The sequence below is a fragment of the Pseudomonas sp. MWU349 genome, assembly GCF_017947325.1.
Lineage (GTDB): Bacteria > Pseudomonadota > Gammaproteobacteria > Pseudomonadales > Pseudomonadaceae > Aquipseudomonas > Aquipseudomonas protegens.
On sequence record NZ_JAFEVP010000003.1, the window covers coordinates 838,139 to 864,589 of the forward strand.

A 26,451-nucleotide genomic window follows, 5' to 3' on the forward strand; every position below is an offset into this window, starting at 1 on the left:
GGGATTGGGTTGTGTAGTATGGAGCGCCTTTTTACCCCTGACTGACCGGGAGCTTTGCCATGCCGCACCTGCATATGGAATACACCGCCAACCTGCCGCAACTGGACGTCGACAAGGCGCTGCTGCGACTCAATCATGGGCTGGTGGCGTCCGGGCAGTTCTCCGACGAGTTCGACATCAAGAGCCGCGCAGTCAAGGTCGAAGCGTTCCGGGTCGGCACCGGGATTGGCGAGCGCGGCTTTGTCCACGTCAAGCTGGCCTTGCTCAGCGGCCGCTCGCCAGAGGTCAAGAAGCAGTTGTCCGAGAGCCTGCTGGCGGTGTTGCAGGATCTGGCGCCATGGCCGGCGGATGTCCAGGTGCAACTGTGCGTGGAGATCGTCGATATCGACCGCGCGTCCTACAGCAAGGCCGCCGTCGGCCGCTGAGGATCAGGCCAGCCCCTGCTCGGCGCAGACCTTGACTATCTGTTCTCGGAACCAGGTCTGCGCGCTGTCCTGATCGGTGTGCTGGCTCCACTGCATGTCCAGGCTGAACCCCGGCAGGCCGCTGGGGGCCTCGCAATGGTTGAACACTGCCTCGTTGGCCAGCAGTGCCTGGATGCGCCGGGGCAGGGTGAGGAGGAAGTCGGTGCCGGTGATCATCTTCAGCGCTGCGCTGTAGCTGTTGGAGCGGGCGACGATCTGCCGCTTGTGGGCCTGGCGCGCCAGCCAGCCGTCCACCATGTTGCTGTCCGACGTCCAGGGCGTGGGAAACACGTGCCGCCGCTCGACGAACGACTGCAGGCTGAAACGCGGTTCCCTGGGTGGGGTCGCGCGCTTGTCGAAGACACACACCAGGTCGTCCTCCAGCAGCATCTGCGACTTGAAGTCGGCGTGGCCGCGATGGAAGTCGGGCCCGAAACAGATCACCAGGTCGACGCTGCCATCGCGCAGGTCCTCGGCGGGAATATCACTTTCCAGCTTCTGCACATTGACCGTCACCGGCAGGTCGGCGTAGTCGAAGCCCTTGAGCAGGTGCGGCAGGATCAGCAGCTCGAAGTATTCCGGGGCACAGAGGTTGAAGGTCACGGCCTGGCGGGTCGGGTCGAACGCCGGCACGCCGCTGTGGCACAGGTTGATGCTCTCCAGGATCCTCAGCACGTGGTTGTACATGCTGGTGGCCTTGTAGGTCGGGCGCATGCCGGTGCGGGTGTTGATGAACAGTTCATCCTCGAAGCCATTGCGCAGTTTCTTCAGGCAGTAGCTGACGGTCGACTGGCTGACGCAGAGGGTTTCCGAAACCCCGGTGACACTGCTTTGCTCGTACACCGCGATAAAGACCATGAGGTCCTGCATGTCGAGTTTTCTGAGCACATTGCTGATGAGCATCCGTTCCATCCCGCTGAGCACCTGGCGCCGGTGGCGCGCAAACCGGATCGATGCTAGCGGAACGATCGTCCTAATTAAATGCCCCGGGCGGGGATTCGCGGACAGCATCGGGACATAAATGTCCGATAACACGACCTGCGCAGTTTCGCGCACTGAAAGGGTGCTTGTCCCGGGAAAATTTCAGGCCGCCGCCGCTGTCGGGCGGCTGCCGCGCACCAGGCCGAGCATGCCCAGGGCTACCAGCAGGGCGCCGAGCATTTCTGTCAGTTGTGGCCCCTGGCCCAGCCACAACCAGTGGAACAGTGTGAGGAACAGGGTGCTCAGGTAGATGTAGGAAATCACCGTGGACGGGGCGATGACGCCGATGGCCCGATGCAGCAGCCAGAAGGTTGCCAGGGTGGCGAACAGCGCCAGGTACAGCAGCCACAGCAGGTCGTTGCCGCGCAGTAGCGCGGCGCTGCGCCAGCCGCCACTGGCCAGGCTGGCGACAAACAGGAACAGCGATCCGAACAGCATGTTCCAGAAGGTCATGGCCGCCGGACTGCGCCCTTGCAGGCTGCCGGCCTTGAAGCGCTGGCTCAGCGGCGAGTAGGCAGCCATGGCCAGGCAGCCCAGGGCGTAGATACCCATGGCGTACAGCGACGGCAATTGCCCTGGCGCGCCGCCCTTGAGGATCAGCAGCAGCGCCCCGGCCCCCGCCACCAGCATCGGCAGCAGGCGGCGCCGCTGGCCGCTGCCAGGCAGTAGCCAGGCTTCGAATACCAGGGTCAAGAGTGGCACCAGGGTGAACAGGGTCCCGGTGTTGACCGCCGAGGTGTAGCGCAGGGCTTCGAACAGCGAACCGAAATACAGTGCCAGCAGCAGGCCCAGCAGCCCGTGGGCGCGCAAGCCGGCCAGGGTCATGGGCGCCGAACCCTTGAGCCACAACAGCGGCACGAACATCAGGGCCGAGAACAACAGGCGCAGGGCGGTCAGCAGCACCGGGTCGATGGCCTGGCTGACCTCGGCGGCGGCAAAGAACGAAGCGGCAATCAGCACCGCCCACAGCAGCATGCCGAGGTTGGCCTGGGTGAAGTTCGCCGGTTTCATGATGGCCTCTCCCGGCTCAGCGGATGTGCTGGCGGTAATGCTTCGGATCGAAGCGCAGCACCATGAGGATCATCACCAGCATCACTGCGGTCAGTGACCACCAGGCCCATTCGAAGCTGCCCAGCTGGTCGCGGATCATCCCCGCCAGCAACGGCGACAGCCCGGCAATCAGGTAGCCGATGCCCTGCACGAAAGCGGTCAGGCCACCGGCGCGGCGCGGGTCGTTGAGGTGGTCCAGGGAGACGATCAGGCTCATGGGAAACAGCCCGCCGATTCCCAGGCCCAGCAGGCACGGCCACAGCAGGCTGAGGTGTTTGGGGCTGAGGATCAGGCCGCAGAAGCCGGCGATGATCAGCACCAGCAGGGCCACCAGCACCAGGCGCCGGTCCTGGCTGCGGTTGGCGATGGCCGGGGTGACCAGCCCGGAAATCACTTCCATGGCGGTGAGAAAGCCCAGCAACAGGCCCGCGTTCTGCTCGCTCCAGCCGTTCTCCACGTAGTAGGGCGCCAGCCATGCCAGCACGCAGGTATAGGAAGCGGTGCCGAGGCCGAAGAACACCGCCAGCAGCCAGGCCCGGCGGTTACCGGCAAAGGACTCCCGTGCTCCACCTTTGCCCGGCAGCCTGGGCAGGGCCGCGCGTTGGGCGTACCAGAACACCAGGGCCAGCAGCGCCAGGGCGGCCCAGATCGCCAGGGCCAGGCGCCAACTGCCACTGTGGTTCATCACCAGGGGTGAGAAGGACGCGGCCAGTGCTGCACCGCCCATGATCGAGGTGACGTACAGGCCCATGAACAACGAGACATTGTCGGCAAAGCGCGACTTGATCAGCGCCGGCAGCAGAGCCTGGATCAGGGCGATGCCGATGCCGGCCAGCACCGCGCTGAGAATCAGCTCGGCCGCCGAGTTCATGAACAGCCGCGAGACCGTGGCCAGGCCGATGACCAGCAGCGACAGGACCACGGTGCGGTGCTCGCCCAGGCGCTGGCTGATGCCCATGCCGAAGAACATCGCCAGGCCCATGGCCATGACCGGCAGCATGGTCAGCAGGGAAGCCAGGCTGAAGCTCAAGGGGATATCGCCACGAATGCCCGACAGCAGCGGGCCGACGGCGGCCATCGACGGCCGCAGATTGAGCGCCACCAGAATCACACTGACCATCAGCCAGAGTGCGGGGCGGGAAGTTGCACGAATGTTTTCCATGGTCGGACCTTCAACAAACAAGGACCCGATTAGGCGGCTCGGTCTGGAGTGGGGGCAAATCAGAAAGTCCGCGGTGTTATTTAAAAATTAAATAACACCGCGGACCAGTAGCCGCTGCCGCAGGCTGCGATCCGGGCCGCAGGGCCGGCCAACCGGACGATACGCACGCCCGGCGGGCACCTACCGCTGGAGCCACCTGCAACCCGGGGTCAGAACGGCTTGGTCGGCAGGTACTTGCCGTCCAGGGTGATCACGGCGCGGGAGCCGCCTTCCGGATCTTCGACCTTCTTGATGTCCAGCTTGAAGTTGATGGCGCTGATGATGCCGTCGCCGAACTGCTCGTGGACCAGGGCCTTGAGGGTCGAACCGTAGACCTGGAGCATTTCATAGAAGCGATACACGGTCGGGTCGGTGGGGATGCCGCCGGCGATGCTGCCGCGCAGGGGAATGCTCTGCAGCAGGCGGCTGGCGTCCTGGTCCAGGCCCAGCTTGTCGCACACCAGGTCGGCGGCAGCGGCCGGCAGGGCGTGTTGGCCCAGCAGGGCGGCGGTGACGAAGGCCAGGCTCAGCCCGGTGCCGTCGGTGAGGTCCTGCCACGACAGGTTTTTGCGCGCCTTGGCGTCGATGATGGTGTCGGCCAGGGCCAGGCGTGGAGCTTGGGCGAATTGCGATTGCAGCATGGGGTGACTCCTCTTGAGTGACGAAACGGGGGCTGCTCAGGCAGCGCTGGAAGCTTGGCTGGCCAGGGCACAGGTGTGCGGGTGCTCGGCCAGGGAGACGAAACGCTGGGTGCTGCCGTCGAGGGCGACGATGGCGCCGCTCTCGATGTCATAGACCCAGCCATGCAGGTTCAGCCGGCCCTGTTCCAGGGCCAGGGCCACCGAAGGATGGGTCTTGAGGTTGGCCAGTTGGGCGATCACGTTGTCGCGCACCAGGGCGTCCAGGTGCTCGGCGGGCGAGGCGTGCTGGCGGGCGGCATTGATCACCTTGGCCGACTCGGCATGGCGCAGCCAGTTGGCCACGGCGGGCAGGTGGTCGAGGCACTTGCAGGTGGAAATGGCGGTCATCGCGCCGCAGTCGGAGTGGCCGCAGATGACGATGTCGCTCACCCCCAGCACTGCCACCGCGTATTCCACGGTGGCCGATACGCCACCCGGCTCGGGGCCGTAGCTGGGCACGATGTTGCCGGCGTTGCGGATCACGAACAGGTCGCCTGGCTCTTGCTGGGTCAGCAGTTCGGGCACCACCCGGCTGTCGGAGCAGGTGACGAACAGGGTGCCGGGGTTCTGGGTACTGGCCAGTTGCTTGAACAGTTCACTGCGTTGGGGAAAGGCTTCGCGCTGGAACTTGAGGAAGCCGTCGATGATGTTCTGCATGGGGTTCTCCTTGCGTCGCTGATGGGGCAAGGATGGAAGTTTTCAGCTATAGCGTCCAAGACCGGCTTATTATGCTTTCCATAAGTACAGCCTATAGTTGGAATTCCCCATGCTGTTGCGTCATATCCGTTACCTGCTGGCCGTGGCCGAGCATTGCAACTTCACCCGGGCTGCCGAGGCGCTGCATGTGTCCCAGCCGACCCTGTCGCAACAGATCAAGCAGTTGGAGGAGAGCCTGGGGGCGCCGCTGTTCGACCGTTCCGGGCGCAGTGTGCGCCTCACCGATGCCGGCCAGGCCTATGTCGCCTATGCCCGCCGCGCCTTGCAGGACCTGGAGGCGGCCAGGCGGGCGATCCACGATGTGCAGGACCTGAGCCGCGGCTCGCTGCGCCTGGCACTGACCCCGACCTTTACCGCCTACCTGGCCGGGCCCTTGCTCAGCCGCTTTTACGAGCAGCACCCGGGGATCGGCCTGAGCATCGAGGAAATGACCCAGGATCGCCTGGAAGCGGCCCTGGCCGAAGACCGCCTGGACCTTGGCATCGCCTTCGCCGGCGAGCACCTGGCGGAGATCGAGAGCCAGGCGCTGTTCATCGAAACCCTGAGCCTGATGGTCGGCCCGCAGTACCCGCAACCCGAGCGCCTGCCCTTGAGTGCCGAGGCCCTGGGCCGCCAGCCCCTGGTACTGCTCAGCGCCGACTTCGCCACCCGCCGGCACATCGACCTGTATTGCCGACAGCAGGGTATTGCCCCGCCGATCGCCGCCGAGGCCAATTCGGTCAGTGCGATTGTCGAGATGGTCCGGCGCGGGCAACTGGCGACCATCCTGCCCAGCTCCATTGCCCGGGAGCAGCCGGGGCTGCGCACCCTGGCCTTGCAATCACCACCGGCGCCGCGCCGCGTGGTGCTACTGGGGCGCAAGGGCGCCTATCGCAGCGCCGCCTGCCAGGCTTTCCGGCAACTGCTGCTGGATCAGGACGAGGGTGCGGCCAGCCATTGATTGACCACCCGGTCGTAGGCGCCGGTGGCCTTGCTCAGGTGCAGCCATTGATCGACGTAGCTTTTCCAGGCCACATCGTCCCGGGGCAGGAGAAAGGCCTTCTCGCTGTATTGCAGGTAGCGCTCGGGGTTGACTGCGCACAGCCCCGGTTTGTGCCGTTGCTGGAAGCGCGCCTCCGAGGCGTCGGTGATCATCACGTCGGCGCGGTGGGTCAGCAACTGATCGAAGATCGTCACGTTGTCGGCGAACAGGGTCAGGCTGGCCTTGGGCAGGTGGGCCCGGGCGAAGATTTCGTTGGTGCCGCCCGGTGGCTCGATCAGGCGCACCTCGGGCTGGTTGATCTGCTCAAGGGTCTGGTAGCGCTTGAGATCCTGGCAGCGCACCAGGGGGATCTTGCCGTCGATGCCCAGGGGCTGGCTGAAGAAGGCTTTTTTCTGCCGCTCCAGGGACACCGAAATACCGCCGACGGCGATGTCGCACTGTTGGCTCTGGAAGTCCGCCATCAGGCCTTTCCAGGTGGTGTTGACCCACTTCACCCGCACCCCGAGGCTCTCGGCCAGGGATTCGGCCAGGCTGATGTCGATGCCTTCGTAGTGGCCGTCGTCGCGCAGGTAGCTGTAGGGCTTGTAGTCGCCGGTGGTGCAGACCGTCAGGTGGCCGCGCTCGATCACCTGGTCCAGGTGCGAGGTGGGCTCCTGGGCGAAGCTCAGGGCTGGGGCGCTGAGGCCCAGCAGGGTACACAACAGCAGGCGCGGGAGCATGGAATCGTTCCTTGAGGGGCAGGGGGCGGAGCATTATTGGCGCCAGCCGCCGACCAGGCAAGGCAAGTACCGGTGCTGGAAGGCGATGCGGGCTTTCGACCTTTTTTTCACGAATGGCACGTTAACCTGTGGCCCCTGGATTCCAAAAAGAGTTCGCCGTTCATGTCGTCCCATCCCCCACCGTCCATCGAACTGGAGTTCGCTCGGCGCTACGACCAGGAGCACGCGCGCATCTGCCGCGAGCCCCGGCCAGCCGGGATTGGCGCGCGCCTGGCCGTTTGGCGCACGGCGCGCCTGGTGCGTCACGCCCTGAAGGAAGCCGGCGAGCCGGGGCTGATCCTGGATGTGGCCTGCGGCGCCGGGCGCTACTGGCCGGTGCTGGGCGAACACGGCAACCGGGTGATTCTGGCGGCGGACCCTTCCCAGGACATGTTGAACCATGCCCAGACCCATCACCCGGCCAGCCTGCTGAAACGGGTCAAGACCTTCCACAGTTCGGCGTTCGATATCGGCCTGTCGGCCAATGCGGTGGACTGCATCATCTGCATGCAACTCTTTGCCCACGTGACCCGGGGCGAGGATCGCCTGGCCCTGCTGCGCGAGTTCTACCGGGTCAGCCGGGACACGGTGATCCTGGCCACGCGGATCGAACCGCTGTTGCGGATCGGCCAACCCGCTTCTGCCGGCTCCGGCATGCCGCCGCTGACCAGCAAAGTGCAGTTGGAAGCGGAGTTCCGTGAGGCCGGTTTTGAAGTGCTCGACCATCGGGACCTGCTGCCCGGTTGGGCGCCTTCGCGAGTCTATGTGCTGAGAAAACAGGGGTAGCCCAGAGTCTCGGACTATTCTTGCCCTCCGCCAGATGTTTTCGCACTTGCTCTTGTCGGGTGAATGCTCGGAAATCGCCGGAGGCGATATATACTGCGCGCCATTCTTCAAGGGAGAGCCGTGTGGCCATCGATATACATTGGATTCGCGACAACGATAGCCTCGGTCAGCTTTGCGCCCAGTGGCAGCAGTTGCCATTCGTCGCCCTCGACACCGAATTCATGCGGGTCGACACTTTCTATCCCATTGCCGCCCTGTTGCAGATTGGCGATGGGCAGCGCGCCTACCTGATTGACCCTTTGACCATCGACAACTGGCAGCCCCTGGCGGCCCTGCTGGAGAATCCGGCAGTGGTCAAGGTGGTGCACGCCTGCAGCGAGGACCTTGAAGTCCTGCTGCGCCTGACTGGCAGCCTGCCGGCGCCGTTGTTCGACACGCAACTGGCGGCCGCCTACCTGAACCTGGGTTTCTCCATGGGCTATTCGCGCCTGGTGCAGGAAGTCCTGGGCATCGACCTGCCCAAGGGCGAGACCCGTTCCGACTGGCTGCAGCGCCCACTGTCGGAAACCCAGGTCAGCTACGCCGCCGAAGACGCCGTGCACCTGGCCCAGGTGTTCACCGAGCTGCGGCCCAGGTTGTCCGAGGACAAGTACCGCTGGGTGCTGGAAGACGGCGCCGAACTGGTGGCCAACCTGCGCCGCGAAGTGGACCCCTACGAGGTCTACCGCGAAGCCAAGCTGGCCTGGAAACTGTCCCGCGCCCAGCTGGCGGTCTTGCGTGAACTGTGTGCCTGGCGCGAGCGCGAGGCCCGTGCCCGCAACCTGCCGCGCAACCGTATCGTGCGCGAGCATGCCCTGTGGCCCCTGGCCAAGACCCAACCGGACAACCTGTCGGCGCTGGCCAAGATCGAAGACATGCACCCGCGTACCGTGCGCCAGGACGGCGAGTTCCTCCTCGACCTGATCAAGCGCACCGCCAGCATCGGCCCGGATCAATGGCCGCCGGCCGTGCCCGAACCCCTGCCGATCGAAGCCGCGGCCCTGCTCAAGCGCCTCAAGGCCGTGGGCCAGGCCCAGGCCGAGCGCCTGGGGATCGCCCCGGAAGTGATGCTGCGCAAGAAAACCCTGGAGAGCCTGCTCAAGAGCGGCTACCCCAACGGGCCTTACCAATTGCCTGATTCGCTGCGTGGCTGGCGCCGCGAATTGATGGGCCAGGCGCTGCTGGACAGCCTGGCCACCGCCGGAGAACAGCCTTGAAACGTATCTGCTCCATCTACAAAAGCCCGCGCAAGAACGAGATGTACCTCTACGTGCTCAAAAGCGAGGCTCTGGAACGCGTGCCGGAAAACCTGCTGCTGGCCTTCGGCAAGCCGCAACATGCCTTCGACCTGGTGCTGAGCCCGGAGCGCAAGCTGTCCCGCGAGGACATCCACCAGGTGCTGGAAAACCTCGACAAGCAGGGCTATCACCTGCAGATGCCACCGGCAGAAGACGAGTACATCGAGCACTTGCCCGAAGAGCTGCTGCGTCGCAATGATCCGGTCTGACCTGTAGGCGCCCGGTCCCGGGCGTCCTTGTAAGTGCAACTGACTGACCTGGTAGCCGCCTTGATCGATGGAGCGATTCTCCGTCGGCGGCTGCCTGCACCGTTTTTTAAGGTTTGAGCCATGCGCGTTCTGATTGCCGAACACGATCACGCTGTTTACGCCCGCCTGTTGCGTCAGGCGGCCCCGGAGCTGGAAGTGCTGACCAGTGGCGACTCCGCCGAGCTGGCACGGTTGGCGGCGGATTGCCCGGTCTGGCTGGGGCAGCCGGACCTGCTGGCCACCCTGCTGCGCCAGGGGCACCAGCCCCAGTGGCTGCAATCCACCTGGGCCGGCATTACCCCGCTGCTGGCCGACGGCCTGCCGCGGCACTACCGCCTGACTCGGGCCGTGGGCATCTTCGGCCAGGTGATGGCCGAGTACGTGCTGACCTACATCTTGGGTCATGAGCGCGAAGTGCTGGCGCGCCTGGTGAGCCAGGTCGAGCGCAAGTGGGACAACCGCCTGGGCCAGAGCCTGGTGGGGCGCAAGGTGCTGATCGTCGGTACCGGCGACATCGGCCAGAGCGTGGCGCAATTTCTGTTGCCCTTTGGCGTGAAGCTGTACGGCATCGCCAGCCAGGCCCGGGAGCAGGCGCCCTTTGTCGAAGTGGCCGGCCTGCAAGACCTGGGGCGCCTGGTGGGGGAGGTGGACTACGTGGTCAACCTGCTGCCCAACACCCCGAGCACCCACGACCTGTACGACGCGGCGCTGTTCAAGCGGTTCAAGCCCACGGGGTTGTTCATCAATGTTGGCCGGGGCGTGGCGGTGGTCGATGCAGACCTGGTGCAGGCCCTCAAGGATGGGCATCTGGCGGGGGCGGTGATCGATGTCTGCCGCCAGGAGCCCTTGCCGCAACGGCATCCGTTCTGGACCGCCTGGGGCTTGCTGCTGACGGGCCACAGTTCGGCGCCGACCTCGCCGGAATTGATGGTGCAGCTGTTCGTCGACAACCTGCGGGCTTATCAGGCTGGGCAGGCCCTGCGCGGCGAAGTGGATTTCGCTCGCGGCTACTGAAACGTGCCTGCTCGCGAAAGCCGCGCTTGCCAGGCATGCGCGGCAGCCTTCAGGGCTTCGCGAGCAAGCTCGCTCCTACAGAGGCGATCGCGGCTTTAGAGGCTGAAATCGCCTTCGGCCACGGTTTCGCTCAGGGGGCGACGCGGGCTTGGCTCTTCCCGGGCCTGGAGGTAGTCGGCCAGGGTCGACTTGTCTCCCAGTTTGCCCACGGCCACGGCGGCGTGCACGGCATAGCCTTCGGGGATCTTCAGTTCCTTGCGGGTCAGTTCCTGGTCGAAACCGGCCATGCCGTGGGTGTGCCAGCCACTGAGGCTGGCCTGCAGCGCCAGGTGGCCCCAGGCCGAACCGGTGTCGAAGGTGTGCCACAGGGCCGGGGTTTCCTCGCTGGCGCCAGGCACGGTGAAGGTGGTCTTGGAAATCACGATCACCAGGGCCGAGGCGTGTTGCGCCCAGCCACGGTTGAATTCGTTGAGCAGGCCGAGGAAGCGTTCCCAGTTCGGCGTGTCGCGGCGGGCATAGAGGAAGCGCCAGGGCTGCGAGTTGTAGGCCGAAGGCGCCCAGCGTGCGGCTTCGAAGAAGCTCAGCAGGGTTTCTTCGGGGATGCTTTCGCCGGTGAAGGCCCGGGGCGACCAGCGCTGGGTGAACTGCGGGTGGATGGCGTAGTCGGCAACGCGAGTATTGGCGCTCATGGAAAAACTCCTGGCAGCATGTGAGATGAGTGGAATAAACCGGCAAGCGCAGATGAGCTGAGCGAAGGGGTATTCCTGACCCCGTGCGGTTTGCCGGGTGCAACGCGGTCAAGCGTTCATGGCACACGGACGCGGGTCGGTCCGAGGGGCAAAGCTACTGTGCCCATGGGCCGCTGACAAGTCCCGGCCTACCGACAGTCGCCAGCGCTTGGCCCGCCGGTTCTTCGGCACTAGACTGGCGGCCTTTTCACCCTCGGATATTGATGCTTGAGCCATGGCCGCCAAAGTCGAACCTTTCTGGATACGCAAAACCCTCGAACAACTCGACCAGGACGAATGGGAGTCGTTGTGCGATGGCTGCGGTCTGTGCTGCCTGCAAAAGCTTGAAGACGAGGACGACAACAGCGTCTATTACACGCGCATCGCCTGCAAGCTGTTGGACCTCAAGACCTGCCAGTGCAGCGATTACCCCAACCGCCGCGACTCGGTGCCCGACTGCATCCAGCTGACCCCGGGCAAGGCCGACGAATTCAAGTGGCTGCCCCCCACCTGCGGCTACCGCCTGGTGAGCGAGGGCAAGGACCTGCCCCTGTGGCACCACCTGGTGTGCGGCGACCGCGATGCGGTGCACCACGAACGTATTTCCCAGTCCGGCCGCATGCTCGCCGAAGGCAGCGTGGCGGAAGAGGATTGGGAGGATCATCTGATTTTCCGCGCGGGCTGAGGATTCGCCGCGCCGGCTTCAAGGTTTCAATAGCAAGGAGAGGGTATGAGGGTGGGGGCGAAGCTGGCGCTGGCCGCTGCGATGCTGGCATTGAGTGCATCGGCGTTTGCGGCGAAGAAAGTCGATCTGGATTATCACGTGCGTTTCCTGCCCCAGAGCGATCAGGCCGAAGTGCGCCTGACCCTGGCCGATGGCGCGGCGGTGCGCAGCCTGGATTTCGATCTGGGCTCGGCGGGCGACTACAGCGACTTCAAGGCCGACGGCCAATGGCAGGCCGCCCCCGCCGGTGCCGGCGGTCAGCGTGGCGTCTGGCGCCCGGCCAGCGGCAAGGCCAGCCTGAGCTACCGGGTACGCCTGAGCCACAGCATCAAGAAGGGCAGCTATGACAGCCGCAGCACTGCCAACTGGGCCTTGCTGCGCGGCGAATCCCTGGTGCCGCCGGCGCACCTGGACCAGCAGGACGGCATCGAGCTGGTGGCGCGCCTGGATTTCGAACTGCCCGCCGGCTGGAAGAGCATCGAGACCGCCTGGCCGCGGATCGGCAAGCACCGTTTTCGCATCGACAACCCCTCGCGGCTGTTCGACCGTCCCGCCGGCTGGATGCTCGCCGGCACCCTGGGCAGCCGCCGTACCCGCCTGGGGGACACCGACGTCAGTGTGGTTTCGCCACTGGGCCAGGGCATGCGGCGCATGGATGTGCTGACCCTGCTGACCTTTGTCTGGCCGCAGGTGCAGGCGGTGTTTCCCCGCCAGCCGAGCAAGCTGTTGATCGTCGGCGCGGCCGATCCGATGTGGCGCGGCAGCCTGGCCGGGCGCGACTCGCTGTTCCTTCACAGCCGCCTGCCGCTGATCAGCGAGAGCGGCGCCAGCCCCTTGCTGCGGGAGCTGGTGCAATCTCTGGCACGGATCAACGACAGCCAGCGCAGCGACTGGATCAGTGAAGGGCTGGCGCAGTACTACGCCATCGAGCTGCTGCGCCGTGCCGGGGGCATCAGCGAGGAACGTTACCAGGTGCTGGAGAAGCGCCTGGCCCGGGACGGCCACAAGGTCACCAGCCTGCGCGGCGAACAGGTGGACAGCGCCACAGTGGCCAAGGCGGTGTTGCTATTGCAGGAGCTGGATCGGGAGATTCGCCTCAAGACCCGCAACAAGCGCTCCCTGGATGATGTCCTGCAAGCGGCGATGCGCCTGGAAAGCGTCAGCACTGCTGAATTCATCCAGCTCAGTGAAAGCGTGCTGGGCGAGCCCTCCAGGGTGCTCGACACCAGCCTGCTGCGCTGACTTGGCACGGCTGGGCCCAGGCGTCCATGAGGACGCCCCGGCCTCAGGCCTTGGGCACCTTCACTTCATCATTGCTGGCGGCCTTGGCGTTGCGGCCGGCGGCTTCGGCATCGGCTTTCAGATTGCGCAGCTCTTCTGCAGCGCGTTCGATCTTGCTGCGCACGTTGTTCATGTCCTGGCGGCTTTTCTCCAGCAGGCTTTTCGCCGAGCTGTGCCCGGTGATGCCCCGGGCCAGGGCCACGCCGCCGATGGCTACCTGGATCAGGCCGAATACGCCGCCACGGCGCAGGCCCTTGCCCATCATCACCACGCCGCCGGCCAATGAGCCGATGCGCTCCCAGCCCTGGACATTCTGGGTGGGCTGGCTCTGGAACGGGGTCGATTCGATGGTTTGCAGCTGTTTGCGCTCGCTCATGATCTGTCTCCAAGGGCGGTAAGGGATACAAGGCTGACTGCACGAAGGCGTCACAGGTTCCCGGGCAATGACCGGCGTGTGTTCAGAACTTGGGGCCGGAGCGGGTGTTGTTGCCCTTGGCCAGGCGATCGTAGAGCACCACGTTGACGGTCGCTGCCAGGTTCATGCAACCGGTGGTGGGGATGTAGACCACGTCCTCGCACCAGTCGCGGATCTCCTTGTCGAGGGAGCCGTCTTCCGGGCCGAAGATGTACAGGGCGCGATCCGGGTGGGTGTATTCGGGCAGCGGGCGGGCACCCTCTACCAGTTCCACGGCCACCGGAATGCAACCCAGGGGGAGGATTTTCTTCAGGTCGTCGATGCCGATCAGCGGAATGTCCTGGTGGACCTTCTTGGTGTCGGTGACGAAGTCGCGGGCCCGCTCATAGCGCTTGCCGGTGTAGAACACCGAGGCGACGCCATAGCAGCCGGCGGCGCGCATCACCGAACCGACGTTCTCCGGTGACTTGGGGTTATACAAACCGATGCAACTGTACCTTTTGTTTGCCACGAACAAAGCGCCTTGGGGGAAAAGAGCGCGATTATACGGGGATTGCCCACGGCTCGGTGGCTTGTTGTGGCGTGGGGGGCTTGCTCGCGCTGGAGTGCGCAGCACGCCCGACAGTGGCCAATGTGCTGTAGCAGGCCGGCCGGGGACACAGGGTTTACGGCTGCCTTGGCGCCGAACGGGAGCACGCTCGCTCGCCACAATGTGCCCGGCCGCTGGTGCTTACTCCGGGTCTTTCTTCATCAACCCGGCCAGGGCGGCGAACGGGTTGTGGGTCGCCTTGGCGACTTTCGGCGTGCTCAGGGAGCCTTCGCCGAAGTACTGCTGGTCGGTGTAGCGCGAGTGCTCGTTGTCGTGGCAGTACAGGCACAAGAGTTCCCAGTTGGAACCGTCCTGGGGGTTGTTGTCGTGGTTGTGATCGCGGTGGTGCACGGTCAACTCGCTCAGGCGCTTGCCGGAGAACTCCCGGGCGCAGCGGCCGCAGACATGGGGGTACATTTTCAGTGCCTTGTCGCGGTAGCCCATTTCCCGGTCGCGCTGGGCGTCGGCAAGGATACGGTCCAGCTTGGCGGTGTTGGACGGGGGAGTGGACGAACTCATGGGTTCACCTTTGTAGAAGGACTAATGACGGTAATGAACAAAGTTTAGCTCAGGCCTTGAGCTTCTCGGCAATCCAGATGGTGTGCCGGGTGCCGCGATTGCCATGGGCGAAGACCTGTACTTCCTCGGCCTTGAAGCCGGCCTTGCGCAGGCGCTCGGAGAACTGCCGGTCGGCGCTGGCCGACCACACCGCAAGAATGCCCTTGGGCCGCAGGGCCCGGGCGCAGGCGGCCAGGCCGGCGCTGGAGTAGAGCCAGCTGTTGGCTTTCTGGGTCAGGCCTTCGGGGCCGTTGTCGACGTCGAGCATGATCGCGTCGAAGCCCTGGGGCTCGGCCTGCAGGACCTTGGCCACGTCTTCCAGGCGGATCACCGTGCGCGGGTCCAGCAGCGGCCGGCCGGACTTTTCGCCGAGCGGGCCACGGTTCCATTCCACCACCCCGGGCACCAGCTCGGCGACCACCACCTCGGCGTTCTTGCCCAGGTGCTTGAGAGCCGCGGCCAGGGTGAAGCCCATGCCCAGGCCGCCGATCAGCACCCGCGAGTTCGGGCGCCCGGCGACCTTGCTGCAGGGGATCTGCGCCAGGGCATCCTCGGAACCGTGCATGCGCGTGTTCATCAACTGGCCGCCGTCGCCGCCCTGGATCTTGATGACGAAATCCTCACCGTATTCGAACAGGCACAAGGCACCGCCGTTTTCAGGAATCGCAGTAGTGTCCAGCAGTACGAAACGTTTCATGGAGATCTCATTGAGGAAGGCAAAACGCCCCGGTTGGGAGTAGCCTGACGCCAGACAATAGCAATGGAGCCATTGATGAAGCGCACTATTCTAACGGTGATTGCCCAAGCGGCGCTCGCCCTCACCGCAGCCCTGGCGCTTGGTGCCGGCCCGGCTTTGGCCGATGAGCCGCAAAGCGCCCCGGTGGTGACCCCGGCGCCGACCCTCGGCACCCCAGGCACCGCGACCCCTACGCCTTATCCGCAAGTTACCCCGCCCAGCACGCCGAAAGCCGGCAGCAGTGGCAGTGCGCCCCTGCTGCCGCCGATCGACATGCCCAAGCCGCCCAAGGACCAGACCCTGCCGGGGCTGGAGCAGAACGACAACAAGGCCAAGGCGCAGGGTTGATGTAGCGGCGGGTGTGGCGAGGGCTCAGATCTGCTGCGCGAGCAACTGGCCGTCGGCCATGCGCAGCCGCCTGGACAGCGACACGGCCAGGGCGCGAATGATCTTGGCGGCGATCTTTGGCGCATCGTTGAGCATCTTCTCCAGGGAGTCCTTGCCCAGGTTGAGCAACTGGCAATGGCTGGCGGCCACGCAGGTAGCCGAACGTCGCTCGCCATCGAGCACCGCCATTTCGCCAAAGGCCCGGCCGCTGCGCAGGGTCGCGATGGTCAGGGGCTGGCCGTCGTGGTTGCGCTTTTGCACCGCCACCTGGCCGCTGTGGATGATGCACATGAAACTGCCGGCATCGCCCTCATGAAAGATCGCTTCGCCCTCGGCGATGCTGCTGATGCTGAAGTAGCCGGCCGCAGCATTGAAGTCGGCGGGCAACAACTGGTCGAACAGGCCGCAGTCCATCAGCCAGTCGCGGATCTCGTTGTTCAGTAAGGTGGGTTCGGACATGGGATCACGGTCTTTTTCTTGTGTCTGTTGCACGGGCGCAGGCCCGGTCCGGCGGTTGCCGGCGGCGTTCTGGGTTAAGACAGGAACGCCGCCGGGAGTTCCTCAGGCCAGGCCCAGAATGTTCAGGATAAAGGCGTATTCGAGGGCTACGTCACGTAATCCCTGGTAACGCCCGCTCATGCCGCCATGGCCGGCCCCCAGTTCGGTCTTGAGCAGCAGCGGGTTGCCGTCGGTCTTGGTGGCCCGCAACCTGGCCACCCATTTGGCCGCTTCCCAGTACTGCACGCGGCTGTCGTTGTAGCCAGCGATGACCAGGAGCGCAGGGTAGGCCTGGGCGCGCACGTTCTCGTAGGGCGCGTAGGCCTTGATCCGTGCGTAGACCTCGGGGTCTTCGGGATTGCCCCATTCGTCGTATTCGGTGACGGTCAGCGGCAGCTCCGGGTCGAGCATGGTGTTGAGCACATCGACGAAGGGCACTTCGGCGATAGCGACCTTGAACAGTTCGGGGCGCTGGTTGAGTACCGCGCCGATCAGCAGGCCGCCGGCGCTGCCGCCACTGATGGCCAACTGCTGGGCGCTGGTCAGGCCCTGGGCGATCAGGTGTTCGGCGCAGGCGATGAAGTCGCTGAAGGTGTTCTGCTTGTGTTCCTGCTTGCCGGCGCGGTACCAGGCCTCACCCAGCTCGCCGCCGCCACGCACGTGGGCAATGGCAAAGGCCACGCCGCGATCGAGCAGGCTCAGGCGGGCGTGGGAGAACCAGGGATCGAGGCTTTCGCCGTAGGCACCGTAGCCGTAGAGGTACAGCGGCGTGGGCTGGCCCAGGCAGTCGCGCCTGACCACCAGGCTGATGGGCACTTGGGTGCCGTCGGCGGCGGTGGCCCAGAGGCGCTGGCTGACGTAGGCATCGGGGTCGAACGGGCCCAGTACCGGGGTTTCCTTCAGCACCTGCTGCTGGCCGTCGGCCAGTTGCAACTGGCGCACCTGGGCCGGGCGGTTCAGGGCCTCGTAGCGCAGGCGGATGCGCTCGCTGGAAAACTCCAGGCTGTTCTGCACGTGCAGGCTGTAGGCCGCATCCGGCAGTTGCACGCGGTATACCGGCAGGTCCCGGGGGTGCACTTCGATGATCGGCAGGCCGCCTTCGCGCAGGCTCAGGGTCATGGCGCCGGCGTTGAGGGTCACGCCGTCGAGCATCACTTCGGGGTTGTGCGGCACCAGCAGTTGCCAGTCGTCCTGCTCGGGGATCGCGCCGTTGTCTTCTGCCTGGTAGAGGGCGAAGTTGATGCCGTCGCGGTTGCTGCGGATGAACCAGGTCCACTGGCCGTCCAGCAGGCCGTGGTCGACATCGTATTCATGGCCTTCGACCCGCGGCGCCAGGCAAGTGAACGGCAGATGTGGCTGCGTGGCGTCCAGGGCCCAGGTCTCGCCGGTGGTCTTGCTGCCCAGGGACAGCAGCAGTTGGCGTTCGGAGCTGGAACGGTAGCAATGCAGGAAGAAGCGTCCGTCCGGCTCGTGGAACACTTCTTCGGCGGCGGTGCCATCCAGCCGGTAGCGCAACAGCTTGTGTGGGCGGTGGGTATCGTCCAGCTCGCCGAAGAACAGGGTCAGGCTGTCGTTGGCCCAGGTCATGCTGCCGTCGCAGTTGTCGAAGGACAGCTCGCTGACTTTATCGCTGGCCAGTTCCTTGACGAACAGGGTGTAGATTTCCTCCCCAGTGGTGTCGAGGCTGTAGGCCAGGCGCTGGTGGTCGGGGCTGATGCTGAAGGCCCCGAGGGAGAAGAAGCCGCCATTGGCCAGGGCATTGGGGTCCAGCAGCAGTTGCTCGCGGCTTTCGTCCACCGTCAGGCTGTCGTCCGCCGGGCGTGGGCAGCGGTAGTGGCGGGCGTATTCGTCGCCGGCGGTGGTGCGGGTGTAGTACAGGTACGGGCCCCAGGGCGAGGGCAGGGACAGGTCGGTTTCGAGGATCCGCCCCTTGATCTCCTGGAACAGCATTTCACGCAGGGGCCCCTGATGCGCCAACTGGGCGTCCAGGTAGCTGTTTTCAGCCTTCAGGTAATCGAGCACCGCGTCGGTGTCGCGTTCCTGCAGCCAGGCATACGGGTCAGCGCCTTCGGCCTTGTGGGCAATCGGGGCGCTGCTGTCGTTGGCGGTTAAGGGCATGGGTGGCTCTCGGGCGATGACAAATGAGGGCTGGGCAGACGGCGGTGCAGCCTGACACGGCAAAAGTCGTTATCATAAGCGCCTCTTTGCCTGCCTTGCCATGGACACCATGACCGAGAACGACTATCTGATCGCCTGGGGGCTCTATGCCTTCGCCGCCTTGGGCTGCCTGCTGGTGTGGATGCGCCTGACCCGCTGGATGTGGCGCTGGTTGCGCGAGCCGCTGCGAGTGCTGGTGGCGGTGCTGCTGTTCAGCCCGACCATCATCGACCCGGTCAAGGAAAAATTTGCCCCGGCCGTGGCCATCACCGCCCTGGATATAGCCTTCAAGGTCGGCAACAACGCCTGGCGTGCGGTATCCGACCTGTTCATGTACGGCATGATCGCCTTTGGCGTCTACCTGCTGTTCGTGCTGATCCGCTGGCCGATCGAGCGCGCCGCCAGGGAGCGCCGCGAGCGTAGCGAAGCCGCGAAAGCCGCGGCCAAGGCCGCCGAATTGGAGGATGACCAGCCCTTTGGCGGTGCCGGCAACGACCGTTATGGTCGGCCTGGCGCGGGCACTCCCCTGAATACGCGGGTCGAGCCGCGTCTGTAACCTGGCCCCGGCATTGAAGCGAGAGTCCGAGCATGTGTGAGTTATTGGGCATGAGCGCCAATGTACCGACCGATATCGTCTTCAGCTTTACCGGGCTGATGCAGCGCGGCGGCCGCACCGGCCCCCATCGCGACGGCTGGGGCATCGCTTTCTATGAAGGCCGCGGCCTGCGCCTGTTCCAGGACCCGGCGGCCAGCAGCGAGTCGGAAGTGGCCAACCTGGTTCAGCGTTACCCGATCAAGAGCGAAGTGGTGATCGGCCATATCCGCCAGGCCAACGTCGGCAAGGTCTGCCTGGCCAATACTCATCCTTTTGTCCGTGAGCTGTGGGGCCGCAACTGGTGCTTTGCGCACAATGGCCAGTTGGCGGATTTCCAGCCTCAGGCCAGCTTCTACCGCCCAGTGGGCGATACCGACAGCGAAGCGGCTTTCTGTGACCTGCTGAACCGGGTGCGGGCCGCCTTTCCCGAGCCGGTGGAAATCGAGGAGCTGCTGCCGACCCTGATCCAGGCCTGCAGCGAATACCGCAGCAAGGGCGTGTTCAATGGCCTGCTCAGCGACGGTGACTGGCTGTTCTGCTATTGCTCGACCAAACTGGCGCAGATCACCCGGCGCGCCCCGTTCGGCCCGGCGCGGCTGAAGGATGTGGACGTGATCGTCGACTTCCAGGCCGAAACCACGCCCAACGACGTGGTCACGGTGATCGCCACTGAACCCTTGACCGAAAACGAAACCTGGACCCGCTACCAGCCGGGCCAGTGGAGCCTGTGGCGGCGCGGTGAATGCGTCAGCCATGGCCAGACCGAATAAGGACATCCCTATGTTGCTCAGTTATCTGCGGCTGGTGCTGTTCGCCGCCGGCCTGTTGATCGGTGTGCAAGTGCCGGGTTTCATCAGTGATTACGCCAAGCGCGTCGAGGCGCATCTGATCGAGTCGCAGCACAGCCTGCAAGGCTTCCAGGGCACCGCGCAGCAGTTCTTCAAGGGCGACATGAACGCCTTGGTGGCCCATTACCGGGCCAGCGACGACCCGGTGTTTCGCAGCGATGCCGAGAGCCTGAGCGGCTTGCTCAGCCGCCAGCTGGCCCTGGACAAGCAATACCAGGCGATGCAGGGGCCCTGGTACATCCGCCTGCTGCAAGTGGCCCTGGCCCCCGACCCGGAAATCCGCAAGGAAACCTGGGACGGCTACAGCTACCAGATCCTGCTGACCCCGGAAGCCATGATCTGGGGTATCAGCGGTGCCTTGCTGCTGTCCTTCGGCCTGGAATGCCTGTACCGGTTGATCGACTGGGTAGTGCTGGGCGGCAAGCGCCTGCGCCAGAGCCGCCCGATTGAAGAGCGCGACCTCAAAGGCCTCTGACCCCTGTAGGAGCCGGCTTGCCGGCGAAGAGGCCCGCGTGGCTTGTGCCTGGCTGAAGATCGCCTTCGCTGGCAAGCCAGCTCCTACGGGAGCCGTATTGATTTTCTTATCTGTGTAGGAGCCGGCTTGCCGGCGAAAGCGGCGTGCCTGACACACCGCAGTGCGGTTCGCTGGCAAGCCAGCTCCTACAAGGGATGGCGATGTTCACTGGGGTTCGATCAGCACCAGATAATCCGCGCCGACCTTCTGCCCATAGCGCTGCACCACGCGCTGGCACAGCTCGACTATGTCCTCCACCAATTCCACTCCCACCCGCCACGACACCACCACTTGCAGGTTTGGCGGGCGCTGTTCGATGGCCAGCAGGATCAGTTCGCCCCGGGCCAGTTCCTCGCGCACCAGCACCGGTGGCAGGGCGCCGATGCCGAAGCCGTCCCGCAGCAGGCGGGTGATGGCCGACACCGAGTTGACGCAGTTGAGCCGCGGCGCCAGCACGCCGTTGGCCTGCATCAGGCTCAGCACCTGCTGGTGGGGCAGGGAGTTCTTCGAGTAGGTGACGATCCGTTCCCGGGCCAGCTCGGCGACGCTGGCGTAGTCGCGGTTGTAGATCGAGTTGCTGGCGGCGATCCAGCCCATGGGATAGCTGGCCAGTTCCAGGCTGCGGATGCTTTCCTGGCGCAGCAGGTCGGTTTGCAGCACCAGGTCCAGAAAGCCCTTTTGCAACTGTTCGCACAGGTTCAGCGAGGTGTCGGCCACCAGCTCGATTTCCACCTGCGGGTAGTGGTCCATCATCTCCGCCACCAAGGGGCTGAGCCAGGTGTGGATCACTGTATCCATGACGCCGATGCGAACCCGCCCGACCTTGCTCGACGGTGCTTGGATGGACTGTTTCAGCACCTGCAGGGTGTCGAGCATCTGCTCGGCGTGCTCCAGCACCTTGACGCCTTCCGGGGTCAGGCTGACGCCCCGTGAGTCGCGCAGGAACAGCTTCACGCCCAGCTCGCCCTCCAGCACCGCGATGCGGCTGGAGATCGCCGCCTGGGTGGTAAAGAGTTTTTCCGCGGTGTGGCTGAAGCTCTTCAACCGTGCGACCCAGACGAAGGTTTCGAGGAACTTGAGGTTCATGGGATCAACTTTTCTTATGCATAAGGGCAGTTTTTATTAGTTGGACGCAGTTGGCGCTCGAGCCGAAGAATGCGCCAACCCACGATATGCGTCGTAGGGACCCAGAACAACACCAATAAATTACCCTGGAGATCGCCATGAGTGCGCCCGAAACACTGGCCGCCAAGGCCCCGCGCCGCGCCGGCCCGTTTGACTGGTACCGGGACATCAACCAGCAGGAGCGCCGGACATTCTGGAGCTGCAAGCTCGGTTATGGTCTGGATGGCATGGACACGCAGATGCTCAGTTTCGTGATCCCGACCCTGATCGCACTGTGGGGCATCACCTCCGCCGAAGCCGGGCTGATCCATACCAGTACCTTGCTGGCCTCCGCCCTGGGTGGCTGGATCGCCGGGATCCTCTCCGACCGCATTGGCCGGGTACGCACTTTGCAACTGACCGTGCTGTGGTTCGCATTCTTCACCTTTTTGTGTGGCCTGGCGCAGAACTACGAGCAATTGCTGATCGCCCGGACCCTGATGGGCTTCGGCTTCGGTGGCGAGTGGACCGCCGGGGCGGTGCTGATCGGCGAGGTGATCCGTGCCAAGAACCGTGGCAAGGCGGTGGGCATGGTGCAGTCCGGCTGGGCCCTGGGCTGGGGCATAACGGCGTTGCTATATGCGCTGCTGTTCTCCCTGCTGCCACCGGAAGACGCTTGGCGCGGGCTGTTCCTGCTGGGCATCCTGCCGGCGATCTTCGTGATTTTCGTCCGTCGCCTGGTCAAGGACCCTGAGGTCTATCGCCAAACCCGGGCCCGGGAAGAACCCAGCAACCCGGCCCGGTTCTACGAGATCTTCGCCCCGGGGATCCTCAGCACCACCCTGCGCGCATCGCTGTTGGCGGCGGGGGCCCAGGGCGGCTACTACGCCATCACTTTCTGGCTGCCGACCTTTCTCAAGACCGAGCGCGGCCTGAGCGTGCTAAGCACCGGCGGCTACCTGGCCATGGTGATCTTCGGCTCCTACATGGGCTATGTGATCAGCGCCTACCTGACCGATATTCTCGGGCGCAAGAAGAACTTCGTACTGTTCGCCGCCGGCTCTTTCAGCATCGTTTTGCTTTATACGCAAATGCCGGTGAGCAACGCGGTGATGCTCTGGCTGGGCTTTCCCCTGGGCTTTTTCGCCTCGGGCATCTTCAGCGGCATGGGAGCCTTCCTCACCGAACTGTTCCCCACCCGCATCCGCGGTTCTGGCCAGGGTTTCTGCTACAACAGCGGCCGGGCGCTGGCGGCGCTGTTCCCCCTGCTGATCGGCCTGCTCAGCCAGCATGTGCCGCTGGGCGTGGCCATCGGCACCTTTGCCGCGGTGTCCTACGGCGTGGTGGTGCTGGCAGCGCTGAGCCTGCCGGAAACCCGCGGCAAGGAACTTGAGGCACGCTAACTGATAATCTGCCGGGCATTGCCAGCGCTGCCCCGCAGCGGACCCCTTATAAAAAACACAGGAACACTGACCATGAGCCGCCTGTTATTGAATTGCGACATCGGCGAAAGCTTTGGCAACTGGACCCTGGGCCTGGATGCCGAAGTCATGCCCTTTATCGATTGCGCCAACATCGCCTGCGGTTTCCACGCCGGCGACCCGGGCATCATGCGCAAGACCGTGGCCCTGGCCCTGGCCAATGGCGTGCGCATCGGTGCGCACCCGGCCTACCAGGACCTGGCCGGCTTTGGCCGCCGCTCCATGAGCTACTCGCCCGAGGAGATCCAGGACCTGCTGCACTACCAGGTCGGTGCACTGGATGGCATCTGCCGGGCCCAGGGCACGCGGGTCAGCTACGTCAAACCCCATGGCGCGATGTACAACGACATGATGGCCAAGCCTGCGCAACTGCGGGCGGTAATCCAGGCCGTGGCAGCCTACGACCCGCAACTGCCGCTGATGCTCATGGCCACCCGCGACAACAGCGCGGCCCAGGCCCTGGGCGATGAGTACGGCGTGACCCTGTGGTTCGAAGCCTTTGCCGACCGCGCCTACGACAACGCCGGGCATCTGGTGTCGCGGCAGTTGCCGGGGGCGGTGCACCATGACGCGCAAACCATCCTCCAGCAGGCCCTGACCATCGCCCGCGGCGAGCCCCTGGTCGCCAGCGACGGCAGCGCCTTGCTGCTGCACGCCAACACCCTGTGCGTGCATGGAGACAACGCCAGTTCGGTGGCGGCGGTGCAGCGCATTCGCGAGGCCCTGAACCAGCAGTCCGGCCTATGAAGCCACAGGTTGAAGTAGTTGCCATCGACTGTCTGATGGTGCGGCTGTTCGAGGTGATCGCCGAGGACAACATGCCCTGGATGCTGGCCGCCGCCCAAGGGCTGCGGCGGGCCTTCGGCGAGTCTCTGGTCGATCTGGTGCCGTCCTATACCACGCTGATGGTGCATTACGATTTGCTGGCCCTGAGCCCGTCCGAGGCCCGGCAGCGGATCGAGGCCGCCTTGACCGACCTGGCGCCCGGCACCACCCAGGCCGGGCGCGAGCACGTGCTGCCGGTGTGGTACGACCTCAGTGTCGGGCCGGAACTGATGCTGTTGTCCCGGCGCAGCGGGCTGTCGGTGGCCGAGGTGATCGAGCGTCACAGCCAGCGTGAATATCAAGTGTTTGCCCTGGGCTTCGCTCCCGGGTTTGCCTTCATGGGGCTGGTGGAAGAGGCACTCGCGGCGCCGCGGCTGAACACCCCGCGCAAGCGGGTGGCGGCGGGCAGTGTGGGGATCGCCGAACGGCAGACCGCGGCCTACCCGGTGGTATCGCCGGGGGGCTGGAACCTGATCGGCCGCACCCCGAGCCGGCTGTTCGACCGCGAGCGCGATGGCTACAGCCTGATGCAACCGGGGGACCGGGTGCGCTTTGCCCCGGTGGAGCGGGCCGAGTTCCTGCGCCTGGGGGGCGATGACACGCCACTGGAGGTGCCGGCATGAGCCGACTGACGATCGAGGCCAGCACCCCGCTGTGCCTGCTGCAGGATGCCGGGCGCTTTGGCGTGCGCCACCTGGGGGTGACCCAGGGCGGGGCGCTGGACTGGGTGTCGATGTCCTGGGCCAACTGGCTGCTGGGCAATGCCCTGGATGCGCCGGTGGTGGAAATCACCCTGGGCGGTTTTACCCTCCAGGCCGAGGACTATTGCCTGCTGGCGTTGGCCGGCGCTGATCTTGGGGCCTATGTGGATGAGCGGCCTTTGACCCCGGGGCGCAGTTTCATCCTGCAAAAGGGCCAGCGGCTGCGCTTCACCCAGCCATTTTTTGGGGCCCGGGCCTATCTGGCCGCCCCTGGCGGTTTCGACGCGCCCAAGGTGTTGGGCAGTTGCGCCAGTGTGTTGCGTGAAGCCCTGGGTGGCCCCGATGGTTATGGCCGCGCCCTGAGCGAGGGTGGGGTGTTGAGTTATTCGGGAGCTGGCGGTGCGCTCAAGAGCCTGTCGGCGGAGCAGCTGCCGGATTGGCAATCCGCTGCACCGCTGGAGGTGATCCTGGGGGCGCAGATCGGCCAGTTCAGCGGTTTGAGCCTGTTCGATGCCTTCAATAGCAGTTGGAGCCTGGACAGCCGGGCCGACCGCATGGGCGCGCGCTTGCTCGGGCCGGTCTTGCAGTACCAGGGCCGGCCGATGATTTCCGAGGGCATTCCCCTGGGGGCGATCCAGGTGCCGCCGGACGGCCAGCCGATCATCCTGCTCAATGATCGGCAGACCATTGGCGGCTATCCACGGCTGGGGGCGTTGACCCCGCTGTCCCTGGCGCGGTTGGCCCAGTGCCTGCCGGGCAGCGAAGTGCGCCTGGCGCCGGTGGTGCAGGAGACGGCGCATCGGCAGCAGGTGGCGTTCCTGCGCCGGTTCGGGTGAGGGGCTGAAAGCTTCGCCGGCAAGCCGGCTCCTACATCGCCCTGTAGGAACCAGCTTGCTGGCGAACGGGTTTATTTGGACAGGAAGCGCATGCCTTCTTCCAGGCCACGCAGGGTCAGTGGGTACATCTGGTCTTCGATCAACTCGCGAACGATATTGGTCGAAGCGGTGTAGCCCCAGGTGTCCTTGGGATAGGGGTTGATCCAGATGAGCTTTTTGTACTTCTCCATGAAGCGCTGCATCCACACGTAGCCGGCTTCTTCGTTCCAGTGCTCCACGCTGCCGCCGGCCTGGGTGATTTCATAGGGCGCCATGGCGGCATCCCCGACGAAGATCACTTTGTAGTCGGCGCCGTACTTGTGCAGCAGGTCCTGGGTCGAGGTGCGCTCGGAGCCGCGGCGCATGTTGTTCTTCCACACCGACTCATAGATGAAGTTGTGGAAGTAGTAGTACTCCAGGTGCTTGAACTCGGTCTTGCAGGCCGAGAACAGTTCCTCGCAGATCTTCACGTGGGCATCCATGGAACCGCCGATGTCGAACAGCAACAGCAACTTGATGCTGTTGCGCCGTTCCGGGCGCATCTGGATGTTCAGCAGCCCGGCATCCCGGGCGGTGTGGTCGATGGTGCCGTCGATGTCCAGCTCCTCCGCCGCACCCTGGCGTGCGAACTTGCGCAGCCGGCGCAGGGCCACCTTGATGTTGCGGGTGCCTAGTTCCACCGAGTCGTCGAGATTCTTGTACTCGCGCTGGTCCCAGACTTTCACCGCCTTGCCCTGGCGCTTGCCGGCATCGCCGACGCGGATGCCTTCCGGGTTGAAGCCGCCGGAGCCGAATGGGCTGGTGCCGCCGGTGCCGATCCACTTGTTGCCGCCGGCATGGCGTTCCTTCTGTTCTTCCAGGCGTTTCTTGAACTCTTCGATGAGCTTGTCCAGGCCGCCCAGGGACTGGATCTGCGCCCGCTCTTCATCCGTCAGCGAGCGCTCGAACTCCTTGCGCAGCCAGTCCTCGGGGATCAGCGCCTGCAGATGGTCGTCGAGTTTTTCCAGGCCGTTGAAGTAGGCGCCGAAGGCCCGGTCGAACTTGTCGAAATGCCGTTCGTCCTTCACCAGGATCGCCCGGGCAAGGTAGTAGAACTCGTCCATGTCGGCGAAGGTCACGCGCTGCTTGAGCGCGTTGATCAGGTCCAGCAGCTCGCGCACCGACACTGGCACCTTGGCCGCGCGCATTTCATTGAACAGGTTGAGCAACATGGCATC

General features: G+C 64.9%; 31 protein-coding genes. 16 read left to right on the plus strand and 15 right to left on the minus strand.

All coding sequences use genetic code 11. The annotated features are described in order from the left end of the window. Window positions 1-59 precede the first annotated feature (59 nt). Window positions 60-425, plus strand: a complete 366-nt coding sequence (locus tag KCG88_RS15940) for a 5-carboxymethyl-2-hydroxymuconate Delta-isomerase (RefSeq protein ID WP_011059824.1) — start codon at window positions 60-62, stop codon at window positions 423-425. A 3-nt stretch (window positions 426-428) separates the two neighbouring features. Here KCG88_RS15940 and KCG88_RS15945 read toward each other — a convergent pair whose 3' ends face one another. From KCG88_RS15945 to KCG88_RS15965, 5 genes are all read right to left on the minus strand, one after another. Next, window positions 429-1,367 (minus strand): LysR family transcriptional regulator, encoded by a 939-nt coding sequence (locus KCG88_RS15945; RefSeq protein ID WP_047284358.1) that lies wholly within the window; start codon window positions 1,365-1,367, stop codon window positions 429-431. Between the two features lie 180 nt (window positions 1,368-1,547). Beyond that, window positions 1,548-2,456 (minus strand): DMT family transporter, encoded by a 909-nt coding sequence (locus KCG88_RS15950; protein WP_210712711.1) that lies wholly within the window; start codon window positions 2,454-2,456, stop codon window positions 1,548-1,550. 16 nt (window positions 2,457-2,472) lie between these two features. Beyond that, a complete protein-coding gene (locus KCG88_RS15955; RefSeq protein ID WP_210712712.1) occupies window positions 2,473-3,657 on the minus strand; it encodes a cyanate transporter in 1,185 nt (394 codons plus the stop codon). A 209-nt stretch (window positions 3,658-3,866) separates the two neighbouring features. Next, window positions 3,867-4,337, minus strand: a complete 471-nt coding sequence (gene cynS, locus KCG88_RS15960; protein ID WP_047284361.1) for a cyanase — start codon at window positions 4,335-4,337, stop codon at window positions 3,867-3,869. Between the two features lie 36 nt (window positions 4,338-4,373). Then, entirely contained in the window at window positions 4,374-5,033 is a 660-nt protein-coding gene (locus tag KCG88_RS15965; protein WP_210712713.1) for a carbonic anhydrase, read from the minus strand. A gap of 109 nt (window positions 5,034-5,142) precedes the next feature. Here KCG88_RS15965 and cynR point away from each other — a divergent pair, with 109 nt between their 5' ends. Continuing rightward, on the plus strand, window positions 5,143-6,033 hold the full coding sequence (gene cynR / locus KCG88_RS15970) for a transcriptional regulator CynR (RefSeq protein ID WP_047284363.1): 891 nt from the start codon (window positions 5,143-5,145) through the stop codon (window positions 6,031-6,033). Here the strand turns inward: cynR and KCG88_RS15975 are convergent. Further along, window positions 6,006-6,794, minus strand: a complete 789-nt coding sequence (locus KCG88_RS15975; RefSeq protein ID WP_019093311.1) for a transporter substrate-binding domain-containing protein — start codon at window positions 6,792-6,794, stop codon at window positions 6,006-6,008. The two genes, cynR and KCG88_RS15975, sit on opposite strands and share 28 nt — an antisense overlap. 162 nt (window positions 6,795-6,956) lie before the next feature. Between KCG88_RS15975 and KCG88_RS15980 the strand changes: the two genes are divergently transcribed. From KCG88_RS15980 to KCG88_RS15995, 4 genes are all read left to right on the plus strand, one after another. Beyond that, the gene (locus KCG88_RS15980) at window positions 6,957-7,619 is read left to right on the plus strand and encodes a class I SAM-dependent methyltransferase (protein WP_047284412.1); all 663 of its coding nucleotides are present in this window, start codon (window positions 6,957-6,959) and stop codon (window positions 7,617-7,619) included. Between the two features lie 122 nt (window positions 7,620-7,741). Further along, window positions 7,742-8,875, plus strand: a complete 1,134-nt coding sequence (rnd, locus tag KCG88_RS15985; protein ID WP_047284364.1) for a ribonuclease D — start codon at window positions 7,742-7,744, stop codon at window positions 8,873-8,875. Then, window positions 8,872-9,165, plus strand: a complete 294-nt coding sequence (locus KCG88_RS15990) for a YcgL domain-containing protein (RefSeq protein ID WP_011059834.1) — start codon at window positions 8,872-8,874, stop codon at window positions 9,163-9,165. Before rnd ends, KCG88_RS15990 begins: the two co-directional genes overlap by 4 nt. 120 nt (window positions 9,166-9,285) lie before the next feature. Next, entirely contained in the window at window positions 9,286-10,218 is a 933-nt protein-coding gene (locus KCG88_RS15995) for a D-2-hydroxyacid dehydrogenase (RefSeq protein ID WP_047284365.1), read from the plus strand. 95 nt (window positions 10,219-10,313) lie between these two features. Here the strand turns inward: KCG88_RS15995 and KCG88_RS16000 are convergent, their stop codons facing one another. Next, window positions 10,314-10,907 carry a nitroreductase family protein gene (locus KCG88_RS16000; protein WP_011059836.1) on the minus strand — a complete coding sequence of 198 codons (594 nt, stop codon included), beginning with the start codon at window positions 10,905-10,907 and terminating at the stop codon, window positions 10,314-10,316. 274 nt (window positions 10,908-11,181) lie between these two features. Between KCG88_RS16000 and KCG88_RS16005 the strand changes: the two genes are divergently transcribed. Both KCG88_RS16005 and KCG88_RS16010 read left to right on the plus strand, forming a co-directional pair. Continuing rightward, a complete protein-coding gene (locus KCG88_RS16005) occupies window positions 11,182-11,631 on the plus strand; it encodes a YcgN family cysteine cluster protein (protein ID WP_015634549.1) in 450 nt (149 codons plus the stop codon). Between the two features lie 45 nt (window positions 11,632-11,676). After that, entirely contained in the window at window positions 11,677-12,912 is a 1,236-nt protein-coding gene (locus KCG88_RS16010; RefSeq protein WP_047284366.1) for a hypothetical protein, read from the plus strand. 43 nt (window positions 12,913-12,955) lie between these two features. Here the strand turns inward: KCG88_RS16010 and KCG88_RS16015 are convergent, their stop codons facing one another. The 4 genes from KCG88_RS16015 to KCG88_RS16030 form a co-directional block, all read right to left on the minus strand. Continuing rightward, complete coding sequence (locus KCG88_RS16015) at window positions 12,956-13,327, minus strand: DUF2892 domain-containing protein (RefSeq protein ID WP_047284367.1); 372 nt, start codon at window positions 13,325-13,327, stop codon at window positions 12,956-12,958. Between the two features lie 82 nt (window positions 13,328-13,409). Next, window positions 13,410-13,877, minus strand: coding sequence for an RNA methyltransferase (locus KCG88_RS16020; protein ID WP_011059840.1), 468 nt, complete (start codon window positions 13,875-13,877; stop codon window positions 13,410-13,412). Between the two features lie 219 nt (window positions 13,878-14,096). Then, window positions 14,097-14,474 carry a YajD family HNH nuclease gene (locus tag KCG88_RS16025; RefSeq protein WP_011059841.1) on the minus strand — a complete coding sequence of 126 codons (378 nt, stop codon included), beginning with the start codon at window positions 14,472-14,474 and terminating at the stop codon, window positions 14,097-14,099. Window positions 14,475-14,523: 49 nt separating this feature from the next. Continuing rightward, complete coding sequence (locus KCG88_RS16030) at window positions 14,524-15,210, minus strand: hypothetical protein (RefSeq protein ID WP_210712714.1); 687 nt, start codon at window positions 15,208-15,210, stop codon at window positions 14,524-14,526. Window positions 15,211-15,285: 75 nt separating this feature from the next. On the opposite strand from KCG88_RS16030, the gene KCG88_RS16035 reads away from it, so the two are divergent. Beyond that, window positions 15,286-15,597 (plus strand): hypothetical protein, encoded by a 312-nt coding sequence (locus KCG88_RS16035; protein WP_047335992.1) that lies wholly within the window; start codon window positions 15,286-15,288, stop codon window positions 15,595-15,597. Window positions 15,598-15,621: 24 nt separating this feature from the next. On the opposite strand, the gene KCG88_RS16040 is transcribed toward KCG88_RS16035, so the two are convergent. Next, window positions 15,622-16,095, minus strand: coding sequence for a cyclic nucleotide-binding domain-containing protein (locus KCG88_RS16040; protein ID WP_047284369.1), 474 nt, complete (start codon window positions 16,093-16,095; stop codon window positions 15,622-15,624). A gap of 102 nt (window positions 16,096-16,197) precedes the next feature. Further along, the gene (locus tag KCG88_RS16045; RefSeq protein WP_210712715.1) at window positions 16,198-18,252 is read right to left on the minus strand and encodes a S9 family peptidase; all 2,055 of its coding nucleotides are present in this window, start codon (window positions 18,250-18,252) and stop codon (window positions 16,198-16,200) included. A 100-nt stretch (window positions 18,253-18,352) separates the two neighbouring features. On the opposite strand from KCG88_RS16045, the gene KCG88_RS16050 reads away from it, so the two are divergent. The 3 genes from KCG88_RS16050 to KCG88_RS16060 are packed head-to-tail and all read left to right on the plus strand — an operon-like array spanning window position 18,353 to window position 20,209. Beyond that, window positions 18,353-18,847: a hypothetical protein gene (locus tag KCG88_RS16050; RefSeq protein WP_047284371.1), complete on the plus strand. Its 495-nt coding sequence runs from the start codon at window positions 18,353-18,355 to the stop codon at window positions 18,845-18,847. 32 nt (window positions 18,848-18,879) lie between these two features. After that, window positions 18,880-19,656 carry a class II glutamine amidotransferase gene (locus KCG88_RS16055; RefSeq protein WP_011059847.1) on the plus strand — a complete coding sequence of 259 codons (777 nt, stop codon included), beginning with the start codon at window positions 18,880-18,882 and terminating at the stop codon, window positions 19,654-19,656. A gap of 10 nt (window positions 19,657-19,666) precedes the next feature. Further along, window positions 19,667-20,209 (plus strand): DUF2937 family protein, encoded by a 543-nt coding sequence (locus KCG88_RS16060; RefSeq protein WP_011059848.1) that lies wholly within the window; start codon window positions 19,667-19,669, stop codon window positions 20,207-20,209. Window positions 20,210-20,413: 204 nt separating this feature from the next. Here the strand turns inward: KCG88_RS16060 and KCG88_RS16065 are convergent, their stop codons facing one another. Further along, window positions 20,414-21,334, minus strand: a complete 921-nt coding sequence (locus tag KCG88_RS16065; protein WP_047284373.1) for a LysR family transcriptional regulator — start codon at window positions 21,332-21,334, stop codon at window positions 20,414-20,416. Window positions 21,335-21,471: 137 nt separating this feature from the next. Between KCG88_RS16065 and KCG88_RS16070 the strand changes: the two genes are divergently transcribed. The 4 genes from KCG88_RS16070 to KCG88_RS16085 all read left to right on the plus strand — a co-directional run bounded on the left by KCG88_RS16070 (window position 21,472) and on the right by KCG88_RS16085 (window position 25,195). Continuing rightward, window positions 21,472-22,755: an MFS transporter gene (locus KCG88_RS16070; RefSeq protein WP_047284374.1), complete on the plus strand. Its 1,284-nt coding sequence runs from the start codon at window positions 21,472-21,474 to the stop codon at window positions 22,753-22,755. 72 nt (window positions 22,756-22,827) lie between these two features. Beyond that, the gene (locus KCG88_RS16075; RefSeq protein ID WP_047284375.1) at window positions 22,828-23,580 is read left to right on the plus strand and encodes a 5-oxoprolinase subunit PxpA; all 753 of its coding nucleotides are present in this window, start codon (window positions 22,828-22,830) and stop codon (window positions 23,578-23,580) included. After that, window positions 23,577-24,281, plus strand: coding sequence for a 5-oxoprolinase subunit PxpB (gene pxpB, locus KCG88_RS16080; protein WP_047284376.1), 705 nt, complete (start codon window positions 23,577-23,579; stop codon window positions 24,279-24,281). The genes KCG88_RS16075 and pxpB overlap by 4 nt, the downstream gene beginning before the upstream one ends. Continuing rightward, window positions 24,278-25,195, plus strand: coding sequence for a biotin-dependent carboxyltransferase family protein (locus KCG88_RS16085; protein WP_047335995.1), 918 nt, complete (start codon window positions 24,278-24,280; stop codon window positions 25,193-25,195). The genes pxpB and KCG88_RS16085 overlap by 4 nt, the downstream gene beginning before the upstream one ends. 71 nt (window positions 25,196-25,266) lie before the next feature. Here the strand turns inward: KCG88_RS16085 and KCG88_RS16090 are convergent, their stop codons facing one another. Next, window positions 25,267-26,445, minus strand: a complete 1,179-nt coding sequence (locus KCG88_RS16090) for a VWA domain-containing protein (protein WP_011059854.1) — start codon at window positions 26,443-26,445, stop codon at window positions 25,267-25,269. Window positions 26,446-26,451 lie beyond the last annotated feature (6 nt).

Coding starts and splice junctions, on each gene's coding strand:
- KCG88_RS15940 (WP_011059824.1), top strand. CDS start 60: ATGCCGCACCTGCATATGGAATACACCGCCAACCTGCCGCAACTGGAC.
- KCG88_RS15945 (WP_047284358.1), bottom strand. CDS start 1,367: ATGCTCATCAGCAATGTGCTCAGAAAACTCGACATGCAGGACCTCATG.
- KCG88_RS15950 (WP_210712711.1), bottom strand. CDS start 2,456: ATGAAACCGGCGAACTTCACCCAGGCCAACCTCGGCATGCTGCTGTGG.
- KCG88_RS15955 (WP_210712712.1), bottom strand. CDS start 3,657: ATGGAAAACATTCGTGCAACTTCCCGCCCCGCACTCTGGCTGATGGTC.
- cynS (WP_047284361.1), bottom strand. CDS start 4,337: ATGCTGCAATCGCAATTCGCCCAAGCTCCACGCCTGGCCCTGGCCGAC.
- KCG88_RS15965 (WP_210712713.1), bottom strand. CDS start 5,033: ATGCAGAACATCATCGACGGCTTCCTCAAGTTCCAGCGCGAAGCCTTT.
- cynR (WP_047284363.1), top strand. CDS start 5,143: ATGCTGTTGCGTCATATCCGTTACCTGCTGGCCGTGGCCGAGCATTGC.
- KCG88_RS15975 (WP_019093311.1), bottom strand. CDS start 6,794: ATGCTCCCGCGCCTGCTGTTGTGTACCCTGCTGGGCCTCAGCGCCCCA.
- KCG88_RS15980 (WP_047284412.1), top strand. CDS start 6,957: ATGTCGTCCCATCCCCCACCGTCCATCGAACTGGAGTTCGCTCGGCGC.
- KCG88_RS15995 (WP_047284365.1), top strand. CDS start 9,286: ATGCGCGTTCTGATTGCCGAACACGATCACGCTGTTTACGCCCGCCTG.
- KCG88_RS16000 (WP_011059836.1), bottom strand. CDS start 10,907: ATGAGCGCCAATACTCGCGTTGCCGACTACGCCATCCACCCGCAGTTC.
- KCG88_RS16005 (WP_015634549.1), top strand. CDS start 11,182: ATGGCCGCCAAAGTCGAACCTTTCTGGATACGCAAAACCCTCGAACAA.
- KCG88_RS16010 (WP_047284366.1), top strand. CDS start 11,677: ATGAGGGTGGGGGCGAAGCTGGCGCTGGCCGCTGCGATGCTGGCATTG.
- KCG88_RS16015 (WP_047284367.1), bottom strand. CDS start 13,327: ATGAGCGAGCGCAAACAGCTGCAAACCATCGAATCGACCCCGTTCCAG.
- KCG88_RS16025 (WP_011059841.1), bottom strand. CDS start 14,474: ATGAGTTCGTCCACTCCCCCGTCCAACACCGCCAAGCTGGACCGTATC.
- KCG88_RS16030 (WP_210712714.1), bottom strand. CDS start 15,210: ATGAAACGTTTCGTACTGCTGGACACTACTGCGATTCCTGAAAACGGC.
- KCG88_RS16035 (WP_047335992.1), top strand. CDS start 15,286: ATGAAGCGCACTATTCTAACGGTGATTGCCCAAGCGGCGCTCGCCCTC.
- KCG88_RS16040 (WP_047284369.1), bottom strand. CDS start 16,095: ATGTCCGAACCCACCTTACTGAACAACGAGATCCGCGACTGGCTGATG.
- KCG88_RS16045 (WP_210712715.1), bottom strand. CDS start 18,252: ATGCCCTTAACCGCCAACGACAGCAGCGCCCCGATTGCCCACAAGGCC.
- KCG88_RS16050 (WP_047284371.1), top strand. CDS start 18,353: ATGGACACCATGACCGAGAACGACTATCTGATCGCCTGGGGGCTCTAT.
- KCG88_RS16055 (WP_011059847.1), top strand. CDS start 18,880: ATGTGTGAGTTATTGGGCATGAGCGCCAATGTACCGACCGATATCGTC.
- KCG88_RS16060 (WP_011059848.1), top strand. CDS start 19,667: ATGTTGCTCAGTTATCTGCGGCTGGTGCTGTTCGCCGCCGGCCTGTTG.
- KCG88_RS16065 (WP_047284373.1), bottom strand. CDS start 21,334: ATGAACCTCAAGTTCCTCGAAACCTTCGTCTGGGTCGCACGGTTGAAG.
- KCG88_RS16070 (WP_047284374.1), top strand. CDS start 21,472: ATGAGTGCGCCCGAAACACTGGCCGCCAAGGCCCCGCGCCGCGCCGGC.
- KCG88_RS16075 (WP_047284375.1), top strand. CDS start 22,828: ATGAGCCGCCTGTTATTGAATTGCGACATCGGCGAAAGCTTTGGCAAC.
- pxpB (WP_047284376.1), top strand. CDS start 23,577: ATGAAGCCACAGGTTGAAGTAGTTGCCATCGACTGTCTGATGGTGCGG.
- KCG88_RS16085 (WP_047335995.1), top strand. CDS start 24,278: ATGAGCCGACTGACGATCGAGGCCAGCACCCCGCTGTGCCTGCTGCAG.
- KCG88_RS16090 (WP_011059854.1), bottom strand. CDS start 26,445: ATGTTGCTCAACCTGTTCAATGAAATGCGCGCGGCCAAGGTGCCAGTG.